Origin of the sequence: Protofrankia sp. Cas4, from assembly GCF_963555915.1 — a bacterium.
Classification (GTDB): Bacteria; Actinomycetota; Actinomycetes; order Frankiales; family Frankiaceae; genus Protofrankia.
In genome coordinates this window covers 1-21,266 of record NZ_CAUVXL010000231.1, presented here as the reverse complement: position 1 = coordinate 21,266, position 21,266 = coordinate 1, and the positions used below count along the sequence as shown (strand labels likewise).

The 21,266-nt window shown below is 68.5% G+C and carries 19 protein-coding genes and 5 pseudogenes; 14 read left to right on the top strand and 10 right to left on the bottom strand.

Features of this window, described 5'->3' with window-relative positions; all coding sequences use genetic code 11:
- Window positions 1-669: 669 nt before the first annotated feature.
- The gene (locus tag U9979_RS20715; protein ID WP_322750761.1) at window positions 670-1,110 is read right to left on the bottom strand and encodes a nitroreductase family deazaflavin-dependent oxidoreductase; all 441 of its coding nucleotides are present in this window, start codon (window positions 1,108-1,110) and stop codon (window positions 670-672) included.
- Window positions 1,111-1,260: 150 nt separating this feature from the next.
- Here U9979_RS20715 and U9979_RS20710 point away from each other — a divergent pair.
- Window positions 1,261-1,764 (top strand): annotated as a pseudogene (locus U9979_RS20710) (helix-hairpin-helix domain-containing protein); the annotation flags it as partial.
- A gap of 203 nt (window positions 1,765-1,967) precedes the next feature.
- On the opposite strand, the gene U9979_RS20705 reads toward U9979_RS20710, so the two are convergent.
- A complete protein-coding gene (locus U9979_RS20705; protein WP_322750763.1) occupies window positions 1,968-2,594 on the bottom strand; it encodes a TetR/AcrR family transcriptional regulator in 627 nt (208 codons plus the stop codon).
- Between the two features lie 102 nt (window positions 2,595-2,696).
- Here U9979_RS20705 and U9979_RS20700 point away from each other — a divergent pair, with 102 nt between their 5' ends.
- The 4 genes and pseudogenes from U9979_RS20700 to U9979_RS20685 all read left to right on the top strand — a co-directional run bounded on the left by U9979_RS20700 (window position 2,697) and on the right by U9979_RS20685 (window position 8,651).
- The gene (locus U9979_RS20700; protein WP_322780680.1) at window positions 2,697-3,833 is read left to right on the top strand and encodes an amidohydrolase family protein; all 1,137 of its coding nucleotides are present in this window, start codon (window positions 2,697-2,699) and stop codon (window positions 3,831-3,833) included.
- A complete protein-coding gene (locus tag U9979_RS20695) occupies window positions 3,830-6,253 on the top strand; it encodes a CoA transferase (protein ID WP_322780679.1) in 2,424 nt (807 codons plus the stop codon). The genes U9979_RS20700 and U9979_RS20695 overlap by 4 nt, the downstream gene beginning before the upstream one ends.
- Window positions 6,254-7,450: a CaiB/BaiF CoA transferase family protein gene (locus U9979_RS20690; protein ID WP_322780678.1), complete on the top strand. Its 1,197-nt coding sequence runs from the start codon at window positions 6,254-6,256 to the stop codon at window positions 7,448-7,450.
- A gap of 222 nt (window positions 7,451-7,672) precedes the next feature.
- Window positions 7,673-8,651 (top strand): annotated as a pseudogene (locus U9979_RS20685) (integrase core domain-containing protein).
- Between the two features lie 271 nt (window positions 8,652-8,922).
- Here the strand turns inward: U9979_RS20685 and U9979_RS20680 are convergent.
- Both U9979_RS20680 and U9979_RS25370 read right to left on the bottom strand, forming a co-directional pair.
- Window positions 8,923-10,437: a carboxylesterase/lipase family protein gene (locus U9979_RS20680; RefSeq protein WP_416220272.1), complete on the bottom strand. Its 1,515-nt coding sequence runs from the start codon at window positions 10,435-10,437 to the stop codon at window positions 8,923-8,925.
- A 170-nt stretch (window positions 10,438-10,607) separates the two neighbouring features.
- The gene (locus U9979_RS25370) at window positions 10,608-10,967 is read right to left on the bottom strand and encodes a winged helix-turn-helix domain-containing protein (protein WP_416220271.1); all 360 of its coding nucleotides are present in this window, start codon (window positions 10,965-10,967) and stop codon (window positions 10,608-10,610) included.
- A gap of 179 nt (window positions 10,968-11,146) precedes the next feature.
- On the opposite strand from U9979_RS25370, the gene U9979_RS25365 reads away from it, so the two are divergent.
- Window positions 11,147-11,347, top strand: coding sequence for a hypothetical protein (locus U9979_RS25365; RefSeq protein WP_416220270.1), 201 nt, complete (start codon window positions 11,147-11,149; stop codon window positions 11,345-11,347).
- Between the two features lie 46 nt (window positions 11,348-11,393).
- Here the strand turns inward: U9979_RS25365 and U9979_RS20670 are convergent, their stop codons facing one another.
- Both U9979_RS20670 and U9979_RS20665 read right to left on the bottom strand, forming a co-directional pair.
- Window positions 11,394-12,215 carry an alpha/beta hydrolase gene (locus tag U9979_RS20670; protein WP_322756167.1) on the bottom strand — a complete coding sequence of 274 codons (822 nt, stop codon included), beginning with the start codon at window positions 12,213-12,215 and terminating at the stop codon, window positions 11,394-11,396.
- A 413-nt stretch (window positions 12,216-12,628) separates the two neighbouring features.
- Window positions 12,629-13,846, bottom strand: a complete 1,218-nt coding sequence (locus U9979_RS20665) for an NAD(P)/FAD-dependent oxidoreductase (protein ID WP_322780675.1) — start codon at window positions 13,844-13,846, stop codon at window positions 12,629-12,631.
- Window positions 13,847-14,187: 341 nt separating this feature from the next.
- Here U9979_RS20665 and U9979_RS20660 point away from each other — a divergent pair, with 341 nt between their 5' ends.
- Together U9979_RS20660 and U9979_RS20655 are read left to right on the top strand one after the other, a co-directional pair.
- Window positions 14,188-14,472, top strand: coding sequence for a hypothetical protein (locus tag U9979_RS20660; RefSeq protein WP_322780674.1), 285 nt, complete (start codon window positions 14,188-14,190; stop codon window positions 14,470-14,472).
- Entirely contained in the window at window positions 14,469-14,894 is a 426-nt protein-coding gene (locus U9979_RS20655; RefSeq protein WP_322780673.1) for a type II toxin-antitoxin system VapC family toxin, read from the top strand. The genes U9979_RS20660 and U9979_RS20655 overlap by 4 nt, the downstream gene beginning before the upstream one ends.
- A gap of 232 nt (window positions 14,895-15,126) precedes the next feature.
- Here U9979_RS20655 and U9979_RS20650 read toward each other — a convergent pair whose 3' ends face one another.
- Both U9979_RS20650 and U9979_RS20645 read right to left on the bottom strand, forming a co-directional pair.
- Window positions 15,127-15,969: an ABC transporter permease gene (locus tag U9979_RS20650; protein ID WP_322751605.1), complete on the bottom strand. Its 843-nt coding sequence runs from the start codon at window positions 15,967-15,969 to the stop codon at window positions 15,127-15,129.
- Window positions 15,966-16,967, bottom strand: coding sequence for an ATP-binding cassette domain-containing protein (locus U9979_RS20645; RefSeq protein ID WP_322780672.1), 1,002 nt, complete (start codon window positions 16,965-16,967; stop codon window positions 15,966-15,968). Before U9979_RS20645 ends, U9979_RS20650 begins: the two co-directional genes overlap by 4 nt.
- Window positions 16,968-17,027: 60 nt before the next feature.
- Here U9979_RS20645 and U9979_RS20640 point away from each other — a divergent pair, with 60 nt between their 5' ends.
- Window positions 17,028-17,705, top strand: coding sequence for a TetR/AcrR family transcriptional regulator (locus tag U9979_RS20640; protein WP_322780671.1), 678 nt, complete (start codon window positions 17,028-17,030; stop codon window positions 17,703-17,705).
- Window positions 17,706-17,828: 123 nt separating this feature from the next.
- Here U9979_RS20640 and U9979_RS20635 read toward each other — a convergent pair.
- Window positions 17,829-18,509, bottom strand: a pseudogene (locus U9979_RS20635) (integrase core domain-containing protein).
- A gap of 200 nt (window positions 18,510-18,709) precedes the next feature.
- Between U9979_RS20635 and U9979_RS20630 the strand changes: the two are divergent.
- The 3 genes and pseudogenes from U9979_RS20630 (at window position 18,710) to U9979_RS20620 (ending at window position 19,705) form a co-directional block, all read left to right on the top strand.
- Window positions 18,710-19,246: a CchlQ gene (locus U9979_RS20630; protein WP_322756172.1), complete on the top strand. Its 537-nt coding sequence runs from the start codon at window positions 18,710-18,712 to the stop codon at window positions 19,244-19,246.
- 101 nt (window positions 19,247-19,347) lie between these two features.
- Window positions 19,348-19,468 (top strand): annotated as a pseudogene (locus tag U9979_RS20625) (IS6 family transposase); the annotation flags it as partial.
- A gap of 39 nt (window positions 19,469-19,507) precedes the next feature.
- Window positions 19,508-19,705 (top strand): hypothetical protein, encoded by a 198-nt coding sequence (locus tag U9979_RS20620; protein ID WP_322780670.1) that lies wholly within the window; start codon window positions 19,508-19,510, stop codon window positions 19,703-19,705.
- 51 nt (window positions 19,706-19,756) lie between these two features.
- On the opposite strand, the gene U9979_RS20615 is transcribed toward U9979_RS20620, so the two are convergent.
- Window positions 19,757-19,972, bottom strand: a complete 216-nt coding sequence (locus U9979_RS20615) for a hypothetical protein (RefSeq protein WP_322780669.1) — start codon at window positions 19,970-19,972, stop codon at window positions 19,757-19,759.
- 304 nt (window positions 19,973-20,276) lie between these two features.
- Between U9979_RS20615 and U9979_RS20610 the strand changes: the two genes are divergently transcribed.
- Entirely contained in the window at window positions 20,277-20,432 is a 156-nt protein-coding gene (locus U9979_RS20610; RefSeq protein WP_322780668.1) for a hypothetical protein, read from the top strand.
- 140 nt (window positions 20,433-20,572) lie between these two features.
- Window positions 20,573-21,103, top strand: a pseudogene (locus U9979_RS20605) (ParA family protein); the annotation flags it as partial.
- Window positions 21,104-21,266: the final 163 nt, after the last annotated feature.

The following is a 21,266-nucleotide window of genomic DNA, read 5'->3' as shown; positions in this document are numbered from 1 at the left end:
AAGCTAAGCCATGTGATCCTCCGCTTGCCAGACCTCGGCGCACGTCCGCGCTGAGGGGAATGATGCCCGCCGAGACACCAACCGCGCAGGCCGCGTCACTTGCCTGATCCCTTGCAGGCACTGTTGCATTGGGCCATCGGTGGCGATCTTCGCCGCAGATCTTCCTGTCGATCACCCGGGTGGACCCCCTCGGGGGCGGTAGCAGTGAGGTCGATCGCGCCCCGAACCGCCGCCTCGCAGGAAGAATTGCAGCCAAGATTGCTCGTCTCGTGTCAATGCAACAGTGCACTCTGGCCTCCCAGCAGCTCTCGGTGAGGCCTCTGGGACGGAAGATTTGCGGCGAAGATCGCCTGGCTTGGCTCAAATGCAACAGTGCCGCAGGCAGCCTGACCGGACGCAATTTCGGGCACCCACAGGCCAGCACGGCCGTTCGGTGTGATCGGTCGGCGACGGGGCCGGCCGCGCTGGCCGTTTGACGGTGGTCGGATGGACGGCGGTATTTGCGCTCAGGTCCTCGACTGCCGTGAGAGCGCGTTAGCGCTTGGTGAGCCGTTCGAGGGAGATGACGGGCCGTGTATGCATGAGTGTCCCGGACGGAACCGTCGCCTTACGCGAGGCGTGTGCCCAACCGGCGGCCACGGCGGCAGTCCGCCACCGCGGCGGGACGTCTCAGGGCGACACGGGCTCGAGGACGAAGACCGGGATTACGCGATCGGTCTTCTTCTGATACTCGGCATAGTCCGCGTAGGCGGCGACCGCACGCTGCCACCACGCGGCTTTCTCCTCGCCGGCGACCTCTCGGGCGATCATGTCCTGCTGGGTGGGGCCGTCCCGGAGCTCGACGTGCGGATCGGCGATCACGTTGTAGTACCAGACCGGGTTCTTCGGCGCTCCGCCCAGCGACGCCACGATGGCATACCTACCCTCGTGCTCCACCCGCATCAGGGGCGTCTTGCGGATCTTCCTGGACCTCGCGCCCCTGGTCGTGAGGATGACCACCGGCATCCCGAACAGTGTGATGCCGTCTGTCCCGCCGGACCGCTCGTACAGCTCCACCTGGTCACGCACCCACTTCTGGGTGCTCGGCTCGTACTCACCGTCGAGAGGCATGCAGCCAGTCAACACGACCTGTCCGAACACGCCCATTCGAGGTGTCCGTGAAGGGAATCGAGCTCCCGTTCGGACCGGGCGCCGTGCCCGTTTCCCTGTCTCCCACCCGTCATCTGGACCGTACCCGCTTTAGTGGACACTCGGTAAAGCTGCCCGAACGGCGTGTCCTGCCCGGCCCAGTTGCGTGAGTCCGTTTTCCATTTCGCCGGGCGGGGGGCGCTGGACATCGACGGCCTCGGCTACGAGACCGCGGTTGCGCTCCTCGACGCCGGCCGCATCCGGGACGTCGGCGACGTCTTCCACCTCACCGGGGAGTCCTTCGAGGGGCTGCGGGGCTTCGCCGACAAGAAGATCGACCAGATTCTGCGGGGGATCGAGGCGGCCCGGCACCGGCCGCTGTGGCGGCTGCTCGTCGGCCTGTCGATCCGGCACGTCGGGCCCACCGCGGCCCGCGCCCTCGCCCGCGAGCTGCGGTCGGTCGACGCGATCGCGGCGGCGCCGGTGGAGACGCTCGCCGGCGTGGAGGGTGTCGGCCCGACCATCGCACGGGCGGTCGTCGACTGGTTCGCCGACCCGCGCCACACGGACGTCGTCGCCCGGATCCGGTCCGGGGGCGCGCAGACCACCGACGCCGACGGGGAGGAGGCTCCCCGGCTGACCCCGACCCGGCCGTCACGTCGGCCGCCGCCGTCGTCGCCGCGCCGGCCGACCCAGCCGCCCCGGTCGACGCGCAGGCTCCAGCCGACCCGCAGGGCTGAGCGCGCAGCCGGGGCGTCGCCGAGGGCGGCGAGGACGCAGGCATCCGGCTGACGCCGCGGACCTGGCCCGGCTGGTGGGGCGGTTCAGCGCGATGGCGGTCACCGGCCCGGCGCTGGTGACGTAGCCGGCTCGATCCGGGCCAGGATGACGGTGACCGTCTGCGTGAGCTCCTCGACGTAGAGCTGCCGGCCGGGCGGGTCCTCGCCCGGCGCGTGCTCGCGGGAGTAGTCGGCCAGGGCGTGGATCGTGAGCGTGAACGCGAAGACGTAGGCGAGCGTGGCGTGCGGCCCGAGCCGGGCTTCGAGCGCGGCGCTCACCACCCGGAAGTTGCCACCGAGGCCGCCCTCGGCGAGCTGGCGGTTCCGCTGCGGGTCGGCCAGGACGCGCGCCAGGAATCGCAGCGTCGTCGGCGATTCCTCGAGCAGCGGGCTCAACGTGCCGACCATGATCCGGGCAGCGGACTCGGGATCGATCGGGACGGTGAGCAGCGCGGTGTTGCTCGTGTGCAGGCGCGGGTGGGTGTGGTCGATGTGCTCGCCGATCGCGGTGAGCAGGTCGTCGCGCGAGCCGAAGTAGTAGCCGATCACGTCCTTGTTGTTCTGGCCGGCGGCCACCCCGATCCGGCCCAGGGACACCCCGTCGAGCCCGTGCTCGGCCAGCAGCTCGATCGCGGTGTCGAGCAGTCGTTCCCGCGTCTGCGGCGAGCCTCGACGCACGGTGGTCATTGCCAGCTCCCGGTCTTGCCGTCGGCCCGTAAGGTGGTTACCTTACGGTGTAACCCAGGTCACTGCCGATTGGTTCACGTCCGATCCGCGAGGAGTCGCGCCATGTACCACGTGTTCAGCGTCGACGACCACATCATCGAGCCGGCCGACGTCTGGTCCTCCCGGGTACCGGCCAAGTATCGCGAGGCCGCGCCGCACGTCGTGGAGGCGGACGGCCGGGAGTGGTGGGTCTACGAGGGCACGCGCCAGGTCACGATGGGCCTCAACGCGGTGGCCGGGAAGCCCCGCGAGGAGTGGGGTATGGAGCCGGCCCGCTTCGCGGACATGATCCCGGGCTGCTACGACCCCACACAGCGAGCGAAGGACCTGCGGGCCGACGGCATCTTCGCCAGCGTCAACTTCCCGACCCTGCCGGGCTTCGGCGGCCGCAAGTTCGTCACCTTCGAGGACAAGGACCTGGCGCTGGCCTGCGTCCAGGCCTGGAACGACTTCATCCTCGACGAGTGGTGCGCCGCCGCGCCCGAGCTGTTCGTGCCGATGACGATCGCGCCGCTGTGGGACGTCGAGCTGGCGGTCAAGGAGGTCGAGCGCACGCTGGCCAAGGGCGCCAAGGCGCTGTGCTTCGTCGAGGACCCGTCGCAGCTCGGGATGCCCGGGTGGCACACCGAGGCCTGGGACCCGCTGCTCGCGGTCTGTCAGGAGGCCGACCTCCCGATCTGCATGCACGTCGGCTCGGCAGGCAGCTCCACGCTGCTGGGTGACCAGATCCCGATCGTCGAGATCGCGTCGTCGTTCTCGCAGACGGCGCGCTACTCACTCAACCTGATGTGCTCGCCGGCTCCGCGCACATTCCCGGACATCAAGTTCGTCTGGAGCGAGGGCGGCATCGGCTGGCTCCCGGCGGCGCTCGAGCGGGCCGACGCGCAGTGGGAGAAGCACGGCTACTGGAGCCACCTCGAGGGCGCGACGCCGTCCGAGGTCGCCAAGCGCAACATGTGGTTCTGCATGATCGAGGAGCCCTGGGGGCTGACGACCAGGGAGGTCTACGGCTACGACCGGATCCTGTTCGAGACCGACTACCCGCACGCCGACACCACCTGGCCGCGGACCCAGGCGATCTGCAAGTCGCTGTTCGCCGACGTCCCGCGGCACGAGGTCGACGCGATCACGCACAGCAACGCCGAGCGGCTCTTCCATTTCCCGCTGACCGTGCCGACCGGGAACGGAGCCGGCGCGTGAGCGCTCCGCTCGAGGGCGTCCGGGTCGTCGACCTCACCTCGGGAATCTCCGGGGCGTACGCCACCAAGCTGCTCGCCGACGGTGGCGCGGACGTGGTCAAGGTCGAGCTGCCGGCCGGTGACTGGCTGCGCGGCTGGCGGGTCGGCGACAAGCCCGTCCCGGCGGGCGCAGACGGCGCGCTCTTCCAGTTCCTCGCCGCGTCGAAGTCGTCGGTGGTCCTCGACGTCGGCGCGATCGCCCAGGCGCCCGATAACCCGCTGGGCCACGCCTTGCTCAGCGGCGCCGACCTGGTCTTCGCCGACGCCGACGCCGACCCGGTCGCCCTGCGCGCGCGTTATCCGCACGCGGTCGTCGTCGCCATCAGCTCCTGGGGGCTCGGCTCGTCCTGGGCGGACCGGCCGGCGACCGACGCGGTCTTCCAGGCCATCGCCGGCGCGCCGATGACCCGCGGCAACCCGGCCCACCCGCCGGTCATCGAGGGCGGCGACCTCGCCGAGTGGGCGGCCGGGCTGCTCGCCGGGATCGGCGGGCTGGTGGCGCGCTGGAAGTCACTCACGAGCGGGACGGGGGACCTGGTCGACGTCTCCAAGTTGGAGGCCGCGGTCCTGACCTTCTGCATGTATCCGGTGACCTTCGCGTCGATCGCCGGCGGGCCGATGCGCAGCAACCGGGCGCGCAACCTGCCCTCGATCCACCGCACCAAGGACGGTTACGTCGGCTTCATGACGGTCACCGGCCAGCAGTGGCTCGACTTCTGCGTCCTGGCCGAGCAGCCGGAGTGGATGGCGGACGAATCGCTCATCCAGTTCGAAGAGCGCAGCAAGCGGGCGGCCGAGCTCAACGGCGTGATCGACGAGTGGGCGGCGACGAAAACCACCGCCGAGATCCTCGACCTGGCGGACGCCCTGCGCGTGCCGGCCGCCGAGGTCGGGCGGGGCGACACCCTCCCCGAGATCGACCACTTCGTGGCGCGGCACGCCTACACGACCAACCCCGGCGGGTTCGTCCAGCCGGACGTGTCGTACACGCTCGGCGGCGGCGCGCAGCGGCGGCCGTTCGCGCCCGCGCCGGCGCCGGGACGCGACACCGAGCGGCTGCGCGCCGAGCCCGTCCGGAACCCGGCGGTAGCCGGGGTCACCCCAGGGGAGGACGCGTTGCCGTTCGCCGGCCTGCGGATCGCCGACTTCACGATGAACTGGGCCGGGCCGATCATCGGTAACGTCTGCGCGATGTTCGGCGCCGACGTCATCCACGTCGAGTCGGTCCAGCGGCCCGACGCGTTGCGCTTCAAGAGCCTCAAGCCGCTCGGCGACCCCGACTGGTGGGAGTGGGCCCCGCTGTACATCGGCCCCAACACCAACAAGCGCGACCTGACACTCGACCTCGGCTCCGAGACCGGCCGCGACCTGGCCCGCCGGCTGGTCGCGCACTGCGACGTCGTCATCGAGAACTACTCGCCGCGCGTCATGGACAACTGGGGACTGACGTACGACGCCCTGCGCGAGGTCCGCGACGACGTCATCTTCCTGCGCTGCCCGGCGTACGGACTGTCCGGGCCCTGGCGCGACCGCGGCGGCTACGCCCAGACGATGGAGATGGCGTCCGGCCTCGCCTGGCTGACCGGCTGGCCGGGCGCGCCGCCGGAGATCCCGAACGGCCCGATGGACCCGCTCGCCGGCGGCCACAGCACCTTCGCGCTGCTGCTCGCGCTCGAGCATCGCCGTCGTACGGGCAAGGGGATGCTGCTCGAGAGTCCGATGATCTTCGGCGCGCTCAACGTGGCGGCCGAACAGGTGATCGAGCACTCGGCGTACGGCACCCTCCTCACCCGCCAGGGCAACCGCAGCCCGCACGCGGCGCCGCAGGGCGCCTACCGCACCGCCGACCCGCTCCCGACCGGCGAGCTCGACCGCTGGGTGCTGATCTCGGTGGCCTCGGACGAGCAGTGGCGCGCCCTCACCGAGCTGCTGGGCCGGCCCGAGTGGAGCCAGGCGCCTGAGCTCTCCTCGGCCGCCGGTCGGCACGCCGCGCACGACCAGATCGACGAGCGGCTCGCGGCCTGGGCGGCGACGCAGGCCAGCACCGAGCTGGTCGACCGGCTCGTCGCGGCCGGGGTCCCCGCGGCGGTCGTCGCGCGCCAGGACGAGTCGCCGGGGCTGACCCCGATCCTGGAGCGTGGCTTCTTCGAGACCGTGCTGCACCCGGTGACCGGTGGGCAGCTGCTGCAGGGCTATCCGGCCCGGCTCGCCAGCGGCCCGCCGGTCTACAACCGGACTTCAGCCCCGTTGCTGGGCCAGGACAACGCCGACATCCTGAAAGGCCTGCTCGGGGTCACCGACCAGGAGTACGCCGCGCTCGAGGCCGCCGAGGTCATCGGCACGATGCCCTCGACGGCCGGACACAGCAGGGGGATGCGTTAGATGAGCCAACCAGGGCTGCTCGACGGCGTGCGAGTGCTGGAGTCCGCGATGCTCTTCAACGGCGACCGGTTGGGCTGTCTGCTCGGCGACCTCGGGGCCGACGTCATCAAGGTCGAGGCTCCGCCGGTCGGCGACTACCTGCGCGACTTCCTCGGCCAGGTCGTGCCGCACCACAGCCCGGCCCACCTCGAGGTCAACAAGCACAAGCGCAGCGTCGTGTTGGACCTCCGCGCCCAGGACGGCCTCGAGACCTTCTGGCGGCTGCTCGACACCGCCGACGTGTTCGTCGACGGCAACGCCGGCGACGCCCTCGACCGGCTCGGCATCGGCTACGCCCAGCAGCAGGCCCGCCGGCCCGGGATCGTCTACTGCCAGTACTCCGGCTTCGGGGCCCGCGGGCCGTACGCCTCGATCCCCACCCACGGGCAGATGATGAACGCGCTGGCCGGCGGTTATCCGCACGAGCTCGGCGAAGACGGCTTCGTGCGCCCCTCGACCGCGGTGCCGTTCATGGGCGGGATCAGCGGCGACGACGGCACGGCGACCGGCGCGATCTACGCCGCCTACGCCATCGCCGCGGCCCTCGTGCGGCACGGCCGGACCGGTGAGGGCGCGTACCTCGACGTGGCCGCCTCGGACGCGGTCGTCGCCAACTCGTGGGTCGGCGCGACGTACGGCCTGAACAACGATCGGATCACCGACCGCCGCTCGCTGCCGGCCAGCGACGAGACCGGGGCCAGCGCGAAGTACCAGTTCTACGCGTGCGCCGACGGCAAGGTGCTGCTGTTCTGCGCGATCGAGCCGAAGTTCTGGCGCAACTTCTGCCGGGCGATCGGGCGCGACGACCTGATCGGTGGCGGCAACGGCCAGCCGGTCGACTTCGCCGGCGGCCAGGACGATCTGCGCCGTTCGTTGGCCGAGATCTTCCGGTCCCGTTCGCTGGCGGAGTGGGTCGCCATCGCGGTCGAGCACGACATCGCGCTGGGACCCGCCTACGGCGACGCGACCGACCTGCTCACCGATCCGCACGTACAGGCGCGGGGGTTGCTCGTCGAGACCACGCACCCGGTGGCGGGGGCGTACACGAATATCGGGTTCCCGGCGCTGATCGCCGGGATCGACTACCGCGTTCAGCGCGGGGCCCCGAGGTTGGGCGAACACAACGCCGAGATCCTGGCGGAGCTGGACGAGGCCTGACCCTTGGCCGCCTGGTCAACCGTGAGGTGTCGATCGAGGATCCAGACCCGGGCCGCGACTCCGGCCCTGGTGGCCGAGACCGGTGAACCCCCGCTACCAGGGCCCGTTGGCCAGCTTCTGGTCGTGGGTGCGGGCCACCGTGGCCTGTACCGTGCCAGAAGTCGTTTTGGGCCGTTGACCTGCGGTTTCGCCGTCGGCCGTGATGGTGGATGATCGTGGTCTATGGTGGTGCGGCTGATGTATCTGGTCATGATCCGGGTGTTCGGCTGGCTCGTCCTGCTGGCTCGCAGCGACGCGGCGACGACGACGGAGCTACTCGTGTTGCGCCACGAGGTCGCGGTGCTACGCTGCCAGGTCGGACAGCCCCGGTTCACCTGGCCAGACCGCGCGATCCTGGCCGCGCTGGCCCGGCTCCTGCCCCGCGAGGTCCGGTCGCCCGCCGGTGGATGAGGAGCTGCGGACGTTGGTGATCCGCCTCGCCCGGGACAACCCGACCTGGGGCCACCGCCGCATCCAAGGCGAACTCCTCGGCCTGGGCCATCAGATCGGTGCAGGCACCGTACGGCGGATCCTCGGCCGTACGGGTCTCGGCCCGGCGCCACGCCGCCATGCCGACACCACCTGGCGCACCTTCCTACACGCCCAGGCCAGCGGCCTGCTCGCCACCGACTTCTTCCACCTCGACACGATCGCCCTGCGCAGGCTGTACGTGCTGTTCGTGATCGAGATCCAGACGCGTCGCGTCCACATCCTCGGAGTCACCGCCCACCCGACCGGCGCCTGGGTCACCCATCAAGCACGCCACCTGGCCATGGACCTGGACGGACAGCTGGCTACGTGCGGGTATCTGATCCGCGACCGCGACACGAAATACACGCAAGCGTTCGACGACGTCTTCGCGTCCGAAGGCATCCAGGTCGTGCGCACGCCGCCGCGGACGCCGCAGGCGAACTGCTACGCGGAACGGTTCATCCGCTCTGTCCGCCAGGAGTGCACGGACAAGATCCTGCTCTACGGCGACCGCCACGCCACCGCTGTGCTCGACGCATACGCCCATCACTTCAACGACCACCGCCCCCACCAGGGACGAGACCAGCGACCACCGAACCACGACCCGGCCACCGTCACGCCACTCGCAGGCCCAATCCGCCGCCGCAAGATCCTCGGAGGTGTGATCAACGAGTACCACCGCGCCGCCTGACCGAGGCGCGAAACCCCAGGCCACAGCCCCGAATCGAGTTCTGGCACGCTACAGGGATCGGTCCGCGTTGCGGCGAGCCCATCCACCGTTTCCGCGTGACGGAGTACGGCCCGAACGACGAGCGTGCATCACTGCCGCGCGGTGTGACAACTTTCGCCCAACGTCGGATCGCGACATCATGATCTTCGCGCTGTATTCGGCCATGATCTCGATCTCCATGCGCTGATACAGAACACGCATTTTGTCCGCGGCATGCACGGATGGTGCCTTCTCACATTGGGGTTTTCAGTGGCAGTGGGGTGAAGGTGGTGTTCTGCCAGATTCTGCGTGACGTCTCCTCCGGGTAGGGGACGACGGTCGGTTCGGTGTCGAATACTCGGGTCAGTCGTTCTTGCTGGTCGTACTCGGGCCAGCCGGGGTTTCCGACGGCGGCGAAGGTTGTCCAGGCGTTTCTCATCTGCGCGGAAAGGTTCTCGGCGTCGGTGAGGTCGTCGCCGAGCAGCATGGTGGGCTGGCCGCTGGTCAGGTTGCCGAATACGAGTGGCACGTCGAGTCCGTGGCAGGCGCCGAGGGTGCCGCCCATGCCCGGCGCTGTCCAGGTGACCTCATACATGTAGGTGCGGCCGGTGTGGGCCTCGGCGAGGTGTAGCGACGGCATCCGGAACAGCCAGTCGGAGTGGACCCAGTCGTAGAGCTCATCGGGGCTGTCGCTGGCCGCGCGGTACCGGGCGATACCGTCTGGCCCGGGCGCGAATAGGCTCAGCGCGGTTGCCGCTTGCTCCTCGGTGATCTGACCGAGTAGGCCGTCGATCAGGGACAGCAGGCGCTGCTCGTGACGCATGTGCCCCGCAATGAGGTCGACGTCGCGAGCAGCACCTTCCGCCAGCGCCTGCCAGGGGTCAGTTGGCAGCGTGGAGCCATCGACGATGGGGCCTAGTGGGATCCGACGATGCGCGGTGAGGCCCCAACGGTCGGCGTACTGGTCGATCTTTGCCATGAACGCATCCGCGACGGCTGGCAAATCGCCGGGTGCGATCGTGGCTAGTTCATCGGGTTTCAGACCGAGGTCGGCCGCGAGGACGCGGGTGATGTCGGCGGCCAGCTCAGGTGTGAAAAACGTGCCCGGCATGCTCTGCACGATCGCGCGACGGAACAGGCCGTTGGCCCGTGGCGTGGCCAGGAGCGCGGCCACGCAGCCGCCGCCCGCGGACTGGCCGAATACAGTGACCCGGTCGCGGTCACCGCCGAATGTGTTGATGTTGTCGCGAACCCATTCCAGCGCGGCTACTTGATCGAGCAGACCTCGGTTTGCCGGTGTCCCGTCGATCTGGGCGAATCCCTCGATCCCCACGCGGTAGTTGAACGTGACGACGACGCTGCCGTCGCGCGCCAGCCGACCGCCGTCGTACTCGGGCAGTCCGGATGTGCCGAATAGGTAGCCGCCGCCCTGGATCCATACCATCACCGGCAGGTTCGCGGTCAGATCGGGTGTCCACACGTTGACGGTCAGCCAGCCCTCGGTCGGCCCGGCGCTTGCGTCCGTGCCGAAGATGCCGGATTGCGGGGGCGGTGGGCCGTAGGACAATGCGTTTAGCGTCCCGGCCCATGCCGTCACCCGCTGCGGTGCGGCGAATCGCGCCGGTGGTTCGGCGAACGGGATGCCTTTGAAGACGATGAGGTCCGACTCGAGCCTGCCGCGCACGGCCCCAGCGGTAATACGGACCACCGGCTCGGTAGCTGTCACCACATGTCCTTCCACGATCTGTGTTGCATCGACGCCGAACATCCTTCCTGCTGGCCTGCCGCACGCCAATCGAAGTCAGCTGCGGAGGGATCGTCTTGATGAAGATGAGGCGTGCAGTGGTGCCCGCAAGCGGAAGCGCTGGGCGGTACGCCCCATCCGCTCGCCGACGCTAGCGGGCGCTAGCCACGAGGACCTTCTGCGGCTGGACGGGGTTAGGGCGGGGCGGTGAAGCGGTAGCCGGCGCCGCGCACCGTTTGCAGGCTTGCGGCATTGTCACCGAGTTTGCGGCGGAGGGCGCTGATCACGACCTCGACGACGTTGCTGCCGCCGCTCCAGTCGTAGCCCCATACGTCGCGTAGCAGTGCCGCCCGGCCGACGATCCGGCCTTCGCGTTCGTGCAGGTACTGAAGGACATCGAATTCCAGCTTGGTGAGATCTGGTGCGGGTGTCGTCGAGGATGAGCTGGCGGCGGTCGGGGTCGAGCAGGGCGTCGTCGATGAGCATTTCCCGGGCGGCGAGGTCGGTGAGCCAGCCGTCGATGGAGGACGGTCCGAAGTCGTTGTAGAGGGCATGGTAGGTGGTCCCGCCGATCTCGGCGGCGCCGTCCGGGAGACGGGCGAAGCCGAGGGGCGCGAACTGGGACAGCGCCGCGGCGGGATCTGCGGCCAGTGAGTAGATGCGCCGCAGCCTGGGCCGCATTTCCAGGTAGGTCCGCTTGAGGTCGAGGATCAGGGCGGCGTGGGCCGACGTCGTGGCTTCGCCACCGTCGGCGGCCAGCACGCCCCCCGGGCTACGTTTCGGCAAGACCTTCGAGCGGGTTCACCCCCGGCCTCGCATGCTCGACCCCCGACTGCCTCCCGCGCTGTCCCAACGCAGTCCGCTGGCCACCGCGTGGCGCCACCTGAACCGCGCGCTCGACGTTTTCGTGGCCGACGGGCTGGCCGCCGCTTGATCGCACAACGTGCTCTGACCGTGAACCCCATGCGTGGCAAGCAAAGCTAGCCACGCAGGAAGGCGAGCAGGTCAGCGTTGACCTGGTCCTGGAGCGTGGCGGTAAGGCCGTGCGGCGCGCCTGGGTAGTAGATTTCCTTCGCGCCCTTGATGAGTCGGGCCGATTTCCTGGCCGAGTCCTTGACAGGAACGATCTGGTCGTCTTCTCCGTGCATGACCAGGGTCGGGACGTCAAAATTCTCGAGGTCGCTGGTGAAGTCGGTCTCAGAGAACGCCTTGATGCTCTCGTAGGCGTTTCTAAGCCCGGCCTGCATGCTCCAGAGCCAGAACTGGTCCAGCACGCCCTTGGAGACCTTGGCCCCAGGCCGGTTCGCGCCGTAGAACTGCAGGGCAAGATCCTGGTAGAACTGCGCGCGGTCCTGGAACAGGGCCGCGCGCAGGCCGTCGAAGACCTCGATCGGCAGGCCCTCCGGGTTCGCGTCGGTCTTGAGCAGGAGCGGTGGTACCGCGGAGATCAGGACGGCCCGCGCGACGCGTCCGGTTCCGTGCCGTCCGATATACCGCGTCACCTCGCCGCCGCCGGTGGAATGGCCTACCAGCGTGGCGTCGCGCAGGTCGAGAACCTCGATCACGGCCGCGAGATCGTCAGCGTAGCCGTCCATGTCGTTCCCTGACCCGGCCTGGCTGGATCGGCCGTGGCCGCGCCGGTCGTGTGCCACCACCCGGAAGCCGTTCTGCGTCAGGAACAGCATCTGCCCGTCCCACGCGTCGGCGTTCAGCGGCCAGCCGTGCGAGAACGTGACGACCGGGCCAGCGCCCCAGTCCTTGTAATAGATCTCGGTGCCATCATTTGTCCTAATTGTACTCATTGCCCCGATCCCCTCTCCCCGATGAGCTGGTTAAAGTTTGAGACGTGCCCCGCTTCGCGAGGCCGTAGGCCTGGTTACCCTTGGTTTGGCAGGCCTGCGTTCTTGCTCTGGGCCAGGACGTTGCGAAGCTCCCGGCGGAGGGTACGGCCAGCTTCGGCTCCGGAGCTGACGGCCGATACGGAGGCACTGGCTGCAGCTCGTCAGCGGCGGGCGCCAACGAGCAGAAATCAAGGGATTCCCGAGGTTGAGGGCTAGGGCGCATATCGAGTGTCGGCGAGCGCGGCCATGCGATCCTCGGGCTGGCCAGCTTCAACGCGCAGCCGTTGTGGTCGGCCATCCTGACGGCGGCCTCTTGATCAGGCGCCAGCGAGCGGCGTCTGCTCCTTGGTCGCTCGCAGCAGCAGGGGTAGTGGTCACCGCGCTATCGGGTCCCAGCCGCGCAGGTGCCTGACGGACTGGCGGTACTCCCACTCGATGGCGTCCTTGAGCAGGTGAGCCAGCCGCCCGCCGGTGGTGGTACCGGCGATGTCGGCGACCCCGCGGCGGGTCCCGACCGAGACGACGAACCCCTTGTCATGGAAGGTGAACGCCTCCCGCGGCCCGCCCTCCAGCTCTGCGTCCAGGTTGCGGGCCACCGTCTCGCCCTCCTCCAGCGCCACCTGCGCCAGCGGCGGCAGCACATGCCCCGTGCGCGGATCGGTCACCGAGGCCAGGTCGCCGGCGACGTAGATCTCCGGATGGTCCAGCACGCGCAGGTACTGGTCGACCTTGACGCGGCCGTTGTGGCCGGTAGGCAACCCCGAATCGACAACAAGCTCGGGTGCTTTCACCCCACCTGCCCAGACGAACACGCCGCCCTCCACCAGCTGGCCGTCCTTGAGTCGGAAGCCCTCCTCGGTCGCTGCGGCGATCGCCGCGTTGGTGCGGACCTGCACGCCCAGGTCAGAAAGAATTCTGGTGGTCTTGTCGATCAGCTGCGGTGAGGAGCCAGCCAGGATGGTGGGGCCTGCCTCGACAAGGAGCACGGCGGGCCGGTCAGGCGCCAGGCCGTGGCCGCTGGCCACCTCGGGCAGCACCTCGGCCAGCTCGCCGGCCAGCTCGACCCCGGTGGCGCCGCCGCCGCCGACCACCACTGTCGCCAGGCGGCGCTGCCGCTCGGGGTTGGCGGCGGCCGCGGCGGCGTCGAGCGCCTTGCTGGCCGCCGCCCACACCCGCTCGGCGTCGCTGGCCGAGTACACCGACAGGGCGCGCTGGGCTAGACCGGGGATGGCGAAATCATTGGGCCGACTGCCCAGCGCCAGCACCAGCCGCCGCCAGCCGATCGGCCCGGCCCCGGTGAGCAGCCGCCGGCCGGCCAGGTCGAAACCACTGATCTCGGTCTGGACGAAGCGGACACGCTCGGCCAGCACGTCCTGGAGCGGGATACGCACCGTGCCAGCGGCGCGGGTGCCGCCGGCGACCTGGGGCAGCTCGGTGAGCACCTGGTGGTAGTCGTGCCGGTCGACCAGGGTCAGCTCCATCGTGGGGTTGTTGCGCAGCCTGGCCGTCAGGCGCAAGGCGACGTGCAACCCGGCGTAGCCCGCACCGGCGACTACGATCGGACCGCTGTCCCCGGCGGTGGATGCATTCATGGCGTTCTCCATGGGGGCTGCCTCTCCTGGCGAAGACGGCGTCCAGCCAGGTGCATATCTCCTGCGCCGGCCGAGTCGGGTTGTTGACCTGGCAGCGCCGACCCTGGCCAACCCGAACAACCATGCCCCTCGAACCTGCGATCCATCCGCACCTTCGTGATCGTCGTCGGCCTGCTCAGCTCGGTGTTCGTCATCCGCACCTTCCCCGCCGCCCGGGAATCCACGCCAGCTGTCATCGGTCGCCATCGCCGCGGTCATCGGCCGACGGCTGAGTCTGCCGGTCGAGGCGGTGCCAGCGCTGGGCACTGGTGGTACCACGCGGTATCATGTGGGTTGTGGCTATGACGCTCAGGCTCAGCGATGAACAGACGGAGGCGCTCCGGCGGAAGGCGGAGGCTGAACATCGTTCCATGCAGCAAGTCGCGCTGGCTGCCATCGACGCCTATGTTCACCAGGCGACTCCCGTGCGCCGCCAGTCGGTTCCGGTCACTGAGCTTATGACGATGTTCGAGGACCTGCCTCCGATGAGCGCAGAGGCGTTCCGTGCCGATCAGGGGCGCTACGCGGACGCTGAGGCATACTTCGACGCCTACGAACGCGTCCGCGAGCCCGGGGACGGCGAGTGACTGCCCGCTACCTGCGCGGGCTCGGCGACACGAACATCCTGATATGCCTGGAACGGCTGGCGGTCGATCAGCTGCCCGCCGAGCTCCTCACCAGCGCGGTCAGCCTCGCCGAGCTGTCGGCCGGGGTGCACTCGGCCGTGGATGCCCGTGAACGCGCCCGGCGGGTCCTTCGCGTCCAGCGAGTCGAGGCGACCTTCAGCCCGCTGCCCTTCGATGTTGAGGCCGCCCGGCAGTACGGGATTATCGCCGCCGAGACGATCTCCATGGGCCGCAAGCCACGCGGCCGCGTCGCCGACCTGATGATCGCCGGCATCGCGGCAGCGAACAAGCTTCCTCTGTTCACCACCAATCCCGCAGATTTCCGCGGGCTTGAATCGGTCGTTACTGTCGTTCCAGTTCCTGTCCCGGCGGCCGCTCCCTGAACGGCGCGGATCGCCGATTTTCGGCTGCATACTGTATATCTGCCGCGCCGGGGGTTTTGCATCGACGAGTAGCAGCCGCTCAGCGTACCCGCTACCCGGATATTATCGCGGCGCGTAAGGGACTGTGCGTTTTCAGGGCCGCGTCGAGTAGTTGATGATTGGGTGGCGGTCACCGTGGGCCACCATTGGTGGCGGCCGCTGCTGTGCAGATGACAGATCCCATGGGCGTATGTCAGGTGACGACGCGGCGCCGGAAGTGGCGTATTCCCTGCCAGAGCAGCAGGGCCGTGAAACCGATGAGGGCAGGGTAGATGATGTAGAGGCTCAGGTGGTGGGTGGGGGTGACGGAGGCGCGGAAGCCTTCGCTGACGTAGGTGAGGGGATTGGCTAGCGACAGTGCCTGGACCCAGCGGATGGGGCCGAGTGTGCTCCATGGGTAGAGGGTGCAGCCGAGGTAGAGCAGCGGCGTCAGCATGATTGCGAATAGTGCGGTGACGCTGCGCGGATCGAGGGCGGTGCCTAGGAAAAGGCCGAGGCTGGAGCACATCAGCGCCCCGATTGGTGCGAGCGTCAGGAGCAGGGCCCAGTGGAGGTGGACGTCGGGTCGGGCGGAGGGGACGAACTCGGCGAGGGGGAAGACGACGACCGCGGCGAGCATGCCTTGCAGCGCGCCGGCGACGACTTTCGCGAACGCGACGAGTCCGACGGGGATAGGGGACAGGACACGGTCGTCGATCTCGCGTGTGTAGCCGAACTCCTGGACCAGTGGCATGGCGACCGCGAAGATGCCTTGGAACAGGACGACCATCGCAAGCATCCCGGCGAGGAGTGTGGTGGCTTCGTCGCCCGCCTGGGCGCCGGTGCCGTGGCCGGGGGTGATTTTCGGGGTGACGTAGCCGAGGACGAACAGCAGCATCAGGGGTTGCACGACGGTGCGGGCGAGGAAGTTGCTTGGCTGCCTGCGTAGCACGGTGAGGTCGCGGGCGAGCAGGGCGCCGACCGCGCGGCTGGCCGCGACGACGGAGGGGTGGACCGGTGTGGCGGCCGGGTCGGGGACGGCGGTGGCGGTGTTCATCGGTCGCGGAGCTCCTTGCCGGTGAGGCGGATGAAGACGGTTTCCAGGGAGGGTTCGTCGACGCGGATATCGCGCAGGACAATGCCTGCGCCTGTCACAGCGGCGACGATGGCCGGGAACACTGCTCGCCCTCCGTGGACCATCAGCAGGACGGCGTTCTGCAGAATGTGGAGGTCGTGGATCCCGGGCACCTGCTCGTGCAGCAGTGCTGCCAGCTGCCGTGGCGGTGTCTCTGCGGCCACCGTCACGACCGTGTCGGCGTCCATCGACTGCTTGAGGCTCGCGGGCGTGTCGAGGGCCAGCAGGCGTCCGTGGTCGATGATGGCTACCCGGTCGGCGAGCTGGTCGGCTTCCTGCATGTCGTGGGTGATCAGCATGATTGTCTGACCGGCGGCGCGCAGTTCGCGGACGATGCTGTGCAGGGCGAGACGGCTTTGCGGGTCCAGGCCGGTGGTCGGCTCGTCGAGGAAGAGGATCGCCGGCTGGTGCAGGATCGCGCGGGCGATCATCAGCCGCTGGGCCATGCCACCTGACAGGCCGTCCACCGGTTTGCCCGCGACGTGCGCAAGCGTGACCTGCTCAAGTCGGAGATCGGCCTGCCGGCGGGCGTCGGCGGTGCGCATGCCGAAGAACCGCCCGTGGAAGATCAGGTTCTCCCGCACGGTCAGGCTGCGGTCGAGGGTGTTGCGCTGGGGCACCACGCCGATGTTCCGGCGGGCGTCGGCCGGTCGGCCCGCGACGTCGATCCCGGCTACCCAGGCTCGGCCGGCCGTCGGCACGACACCCGTGGTCAGCATGCCCACCGTGGTGGACTTGCCCGCGCCGTTCGGGCCGAGGAGAGCGAACACCTCGCCCCGGCGGACCGACAGGTCAAGGCCGTCCACCGCGACCGTGCCATCCGGATAGACCTTGCTCAGTCCATCGGCGTGGACCACCGCCTCGACGGACGCGGAACCTTCCGGGGCAGACACGGTGCGGCGCCGGAGGAGAGAGGACATGGACGCTCCTAGTATTGGACTAGACCGTCTAGTCCAAGTTCTCTCGCTAGTATTGGACTTGTGAGTCCACGTGGTCAAGGTGGGCGGGCTCCCGCCGCCGGTTCGGCGGCCCCATCGCCGGACACGCACCCCGGCCGGCCCGACAAGCGGCGGGCGATCATCGACGCCGCCCGGCGGGTGTTCCTACGCAACGGCTTCACCGACACAAGCGTCGATGCGATCGCGGCCGAGGCCGGGGTCTCCAAGCAGACGATCTACAACCACTTCGGCGACAAGAAGAGCCTGTTCATCGCGGTCATCGAGACAGCACAGCGCGACGCCGCGAGCGAAGCCGAGTCCCGGTTCGCGACGGAGTTCACCGAGTCAGGTGACCTGGACCGCGACCTTCGTGCCGCCGCACGGATCTGGGTGGAACTGATCCTCGCGAAAAACATCAACGCGCTGCGCCGCGTCATCATCGCCGAGCAGGTGCGCCACCCTGAGCTCGGTGACGAATGGGCCCGCCCGCGCACCGTCTTCGAGAAGGTCCTCGCGCGCGAGATCAAACAGCAGGTCCACAACGGGGTCCTCGAGGTGCGCGACGTCGACCTGGCTGCCCACCAACTCGTCCTGCTCACCGCGTACGAGGCAGCGCACCAGTCCCGCTACGGGATGCGCGACCTCTCACCCGCCGACATCGAGAAGATCGTCGATGACGGCGTTGAGATGTGGCTGCGCTGCTACCGAACACGCCGGTAGGTGCACCGCAAGCGAGACGGCAAGATCGCACGTCAAGACGATCCGGGCCTGTGGGGCTCCAAAACGCCGATTGGGCCGGTGACCTGTGGGTTTGCCGGGTGGCGTCCATGCCAGGGGACCTGGTCAGGCGGCGTTGCGGTATTCGTTGATGAGGCCGCCGAGGATGCGGGTGCGACGGATGGCGGCGCCTGGGGTGGGTTGTGGTGCTGGCGGGTCGGGTGGTTGCTGGTCGAGGGAGCGGTGCGGCCGGTGTGTGTTGAAATGCTCGGCGTAGGTATCGAGGACCGACGTGAGGTGTCGTTCGGAGACGATCAGCATCCGGTCGGTGCACTCGCGGCGGACGCTGGCGACCCACCTTTCGGCGATCGCGTTCGCCTTGGGGGCCTGCGGTGGGGTACGCAGCACGCTGATCCCGGCACCGGTGAATACCGCGTCGAAGGTGTCGGTGAACTTGCTGTCACGATCACGGATCAGGAAGCGGATCTCGCGGCGAACCGGTGGACGCCCCGGTGTCGTCCAGGGATACGTTCACTTGCGGGCGAGGATTTCGCGGTGCCAGCGCAGCAGCGTCGCGGGCGTCACGAAGAAGGCATCCCACCGGGTCCGGGGTAGCAGCCGCGCCAGCGCCGCCAGGAGGACCCGGTCTGTCGGCTCGAGCGCTGGGCGGTGGACGTGGCGGCGCAGTACCGCGACCTGATGGCGCAGGACGAGCAGCTCGACGTTCTTGGCCCTCTCACCGCGGACCCGTAACAGCGTCAGCGCGAGCGCGTTCCGTGTCACGGCGTAGAGCAGGGACCAGACCATGACCACCCAGCCTGCCCGACACCGGCCACCCGGCGCCCAACGAACCCGCAGGCCACAGCACGAATTGACGTTCTGGAGCCCCACAGAGTCGCGCGCTGTCGCCATGGGTTCGCGACCGCGATGCGATGGGTCGTAGCCTCCCTACGAGGGCAGTCGCAGAGGGTGCACTCTTCGTGGGCACGACAGGCAGAGGGGCGAGTGTGGACTGGACGACCTTGGTCGCGACCTTAGGCGGTGGCGCCCTCGCTCTTTCGGGGACCATCCTGGCCGACGTCCTGCGCCATCACGACGAGAAAGACAGGAGCCGGGAGGCCAATCGCCGGAGCCTGTACATCGATTTCGTCTCCGCGGTAGGGGTTTGCCATACCCGGCTTCGCCAGATCGCCGAAGGATCTGAGACGCCGAGCAACCGTGAGGTGAGTACCCGTGCGGCACTGGCCGACGCGGGAATCTACGAGGCGAGGGAGAGGCTCTTCATCGACGCCACCTCGACCGTGGCCGGCGCGGGTCAGGCCATGTACGAACAGCTGCGGGCACTGCGACGGGTGGTGGCAGCAGGTGCTTCCATCTCATCCGCCAGCTTTCACGACGCGTACCACCCGTACCTCGACGCGGTCTGGCACTACAGGCGGTATGTCCGAGAGGAGCTGGGGACGAAGGCACTGTCGCCCGATACCTTCGGCTGGCCTTCCTGGAACGGTCGCGAACGGTGCGACCTGTGCAGGCCGTCGCAGTAGAGTCCGTGCTCGCGCAGCGCGCGAAGCGAACTCACATGCCGGGGCGCTGTTGCGTTGGCCGGGCGTGGCAGTCAGGGTGGCCGACCGGGCATGATCGAATGATGCGTCGTCGTCGTGTTCGTCCGCCGGCTGCAGCCTCGGAGTTCGCGGGGTTCCGGTTCCCACGGGAGGTGATCGTGCTGGGCGTGCGCTGGTACCTGCGTTACGCCCTGTCCTTCCGGCACATCTGCGGCCGCGCCGCAACTGGCCGGCGCGGTAGCCGTGCTGCTTGGCGCCCTACCGGCCCTGACCACAGCACAGATCACCGAGGCGCTGAAAGCTTCTGCCGTCGACGTCACCGCAGGCCACAACCACCCCCGTTTCAACGTTGCAGCCGGGCTCGGCCCAGACCTCGCTACGGGCGCGGGCCTGGTCAACGTATCCGCCGCACTCGACTACGCCCAGGCCACATTCTCCTAGGGTCTTGGACGAGCGAAGCCGTCATGATCGAGTCACGTTCGTGGGCGTGAGTCAGGCTGGCAGACCTGGGTGTTCGACGAGTTGGTTGATGGCGGTTTCGTAGGCGGTGGCTGCACGTCGCAGGGGTGGCGGATCGCTGCTGTGCGGGTCGGTGAGTTCGGCCATGCCGGTACGTGGGGAGGCCGCCGAAAACGGGGTGGTGCCGCGGGCTCGTGAACCGAAGATCTTCAGCTCGGCGATCCCGTACCTGTCACAGATGGCTGCCAACCGTGCCTTATCGATCTCCACGCCGAGGGTGATCAGCAGGGGTCCGAGGCTATCCTGATGCCCGCGGTCCGCGGCTGCCCCACGACCGTGTGGGTGTCGAAAATCCGGCAACTTCTACCCGACCTGTGCATATTCGTGGATCAAACTGCCGAGTCGATCACATCTGTGGGCGCAGACATCTGGTTCCGCGGACCCCGTTTGGAGCGCTCGACGCGGTGCGGCTTGGCCGAGGTGAGCGACACCGGGCGCAACGCGGCACGTGCTGACAAGATTTTCCTACGACGGGTAGGACAGAATCAGCGTCATGGGAACAGATCGTGCGACGACCCTGGGCACCCAGGAGACCGCCAACCTGGAGTTCAAGCGGGAGGCCAGGGACCGTAATGCCATCCGTGAGGCGATTTGTGCCCTGGCCAACGATCTACCGGGACTGGGCGGCGGCTGCCCTCGATGGTGGTGAGTCGCGCCGTCTATCAGGGGCAACCGGTCGTCCAGATCGACGTCAGTGCGTCCCGGACCCCGCCTGTCCGGTTCGACAACTACAAGTCATCGAATGCGCCGGTCCGTGTTGCCTGGTTTGATGACCGGATCGAGGTGACCAATCCCGGCGCAATTAATCGGGCGGCTCTGCTCGCTGCCGACGCTGTGCTCGTTCCATTGGCAGCGGACCTGTTCTCCCTCCGAGGACTGCGAAACCTTGGCCCGACCCTCCGGATGTGGCGGAGGACTTGGCACGGCAAGGTACTCCCGGACCTCCCACCCGGGATCGAGGCGCCACCTGGGCGAATGACTCCCCTCGGTTACGTCATTATGCAGCCGACGATGCGCTTGGACCGCCCCGTCAAGGCGTACCACCGATGGCTCGACCGCATTCCCCAGGTCTTCGCGTCGGACGTGCTAGATGAACTGGAGGCGAAAACAAGCCCCAGAACGTATGAAATCGCAACGCTACGCAATTATCAGAGCCTGATGCCGCTCTCGCACGATGCGCGCAAGCCGATGTTCGATCTGAGAACCGCAGACGGCGCGTTGGGTAGTACCCAGACGCTTGTCAACCGGTGCTATGACGACTTCCGATCGCTCGCCGAGAAACTCCTGCAAAGGCTGGCCTCAGTGCAGGTTGAGAACTGAGCCCGGTCCAGCGCCTCCGGACTCGGTCATCGTCGCCTTGTTTGTCCACCGATACGACGAACCCGCGCTCCTTGCCCCTGTCGGAGTCCATACAGGAGGCGCTGCGGCATGGCGAGGTCTTCACTCGCCGATGGGTCGTCGAAACCATTCTCGACATGGTCGG

Bases quoted from the DNA above. Each gene is read 5' to 3' on its own strand.
- U9979_RS20715 (WP_322750761.1), bottom strand. From the start codon at position 1,110: ATGCCTCTCGACGGTGAGTACGAGCCGAGCACCCAGAAGTGGGTGCGT.
- U9979_RS20645 (WP_322780672.1), bottom strand. From the start codon at position 16,967: ATGTCCTCTCTCCTCCGGCGCCGCACCGTGTCTGCCCCGGAAGGTTCC.
- U9979_RS20700 (WP_322780680.1), top strand. From the start codon at position 2,697: ATGTACCACGTGTTCAGCGTCGACGACCACATCATCGAGCCGGCCGAC.
- U9979_RS20690 (WP_322780678.1), top strand. From the start codon at position 6,254: ATGAGCCAACCAGGGCTGCTCGACGGCGTGCGAGTGCTGGAGTCCGCG.
- U9979_RS20665 (WP_322780675.1), bottom strand. From the start codon at position 13,846: ATGAATGCATCCACCGCCGGGGACAGCGGTCCGATCGTAGTCGCCGGT.
- U9979_RS20680 (WP_416220272.1), bottom strand. From the start codon at position 10,437: ATGTTCGGCGTCGATGCAACACAGATCGTGGAAGGACATGTGGTGACA.
- U9979_RS25370 (WP_416220271.1), bottom strand. From the start codon at position 10,967: ATGCCCTCTACAACGACTTCGGACCGTCCTCCATCGACGGCTGGCTCA.
- U9979_RS20670 (WP_322756167.1), bottom strand. From the start codon at position 12,215: ATGAGTACAATTAGGACAAATGATGGCACCGAGATCTATTACAAGGAC.
- U9979_RS20705 (WP_322750763.1), bottom strand. From the start codon at position 2,594: ATGACCACCGTGCGTCGAGGCTCGCCGCAGACGCGGGAACGACTGCTC.
- U9979_RS20660 (WP_322780674.1), top strand. From the start codon at position 14,188: ATGACGCTCAGGCTCAGCGATGAACAGACGGAGGCGCTCCGGCGGAAG.
- U9979_RS20610 (WP_322780668.1), top strand. From the start codon at position 20,277: ATGGGAACAGATCGTGCGACGACCCTGGGCACCCAGGAGACCGCCAAC.
- U9979_RS20650 (WP_322751605.1), bottom strand. From the start codon at position 15,969: ATGAACACCGCCACCGCCGTCCCCGACCCGGCCGCCACACCGGTCCAC.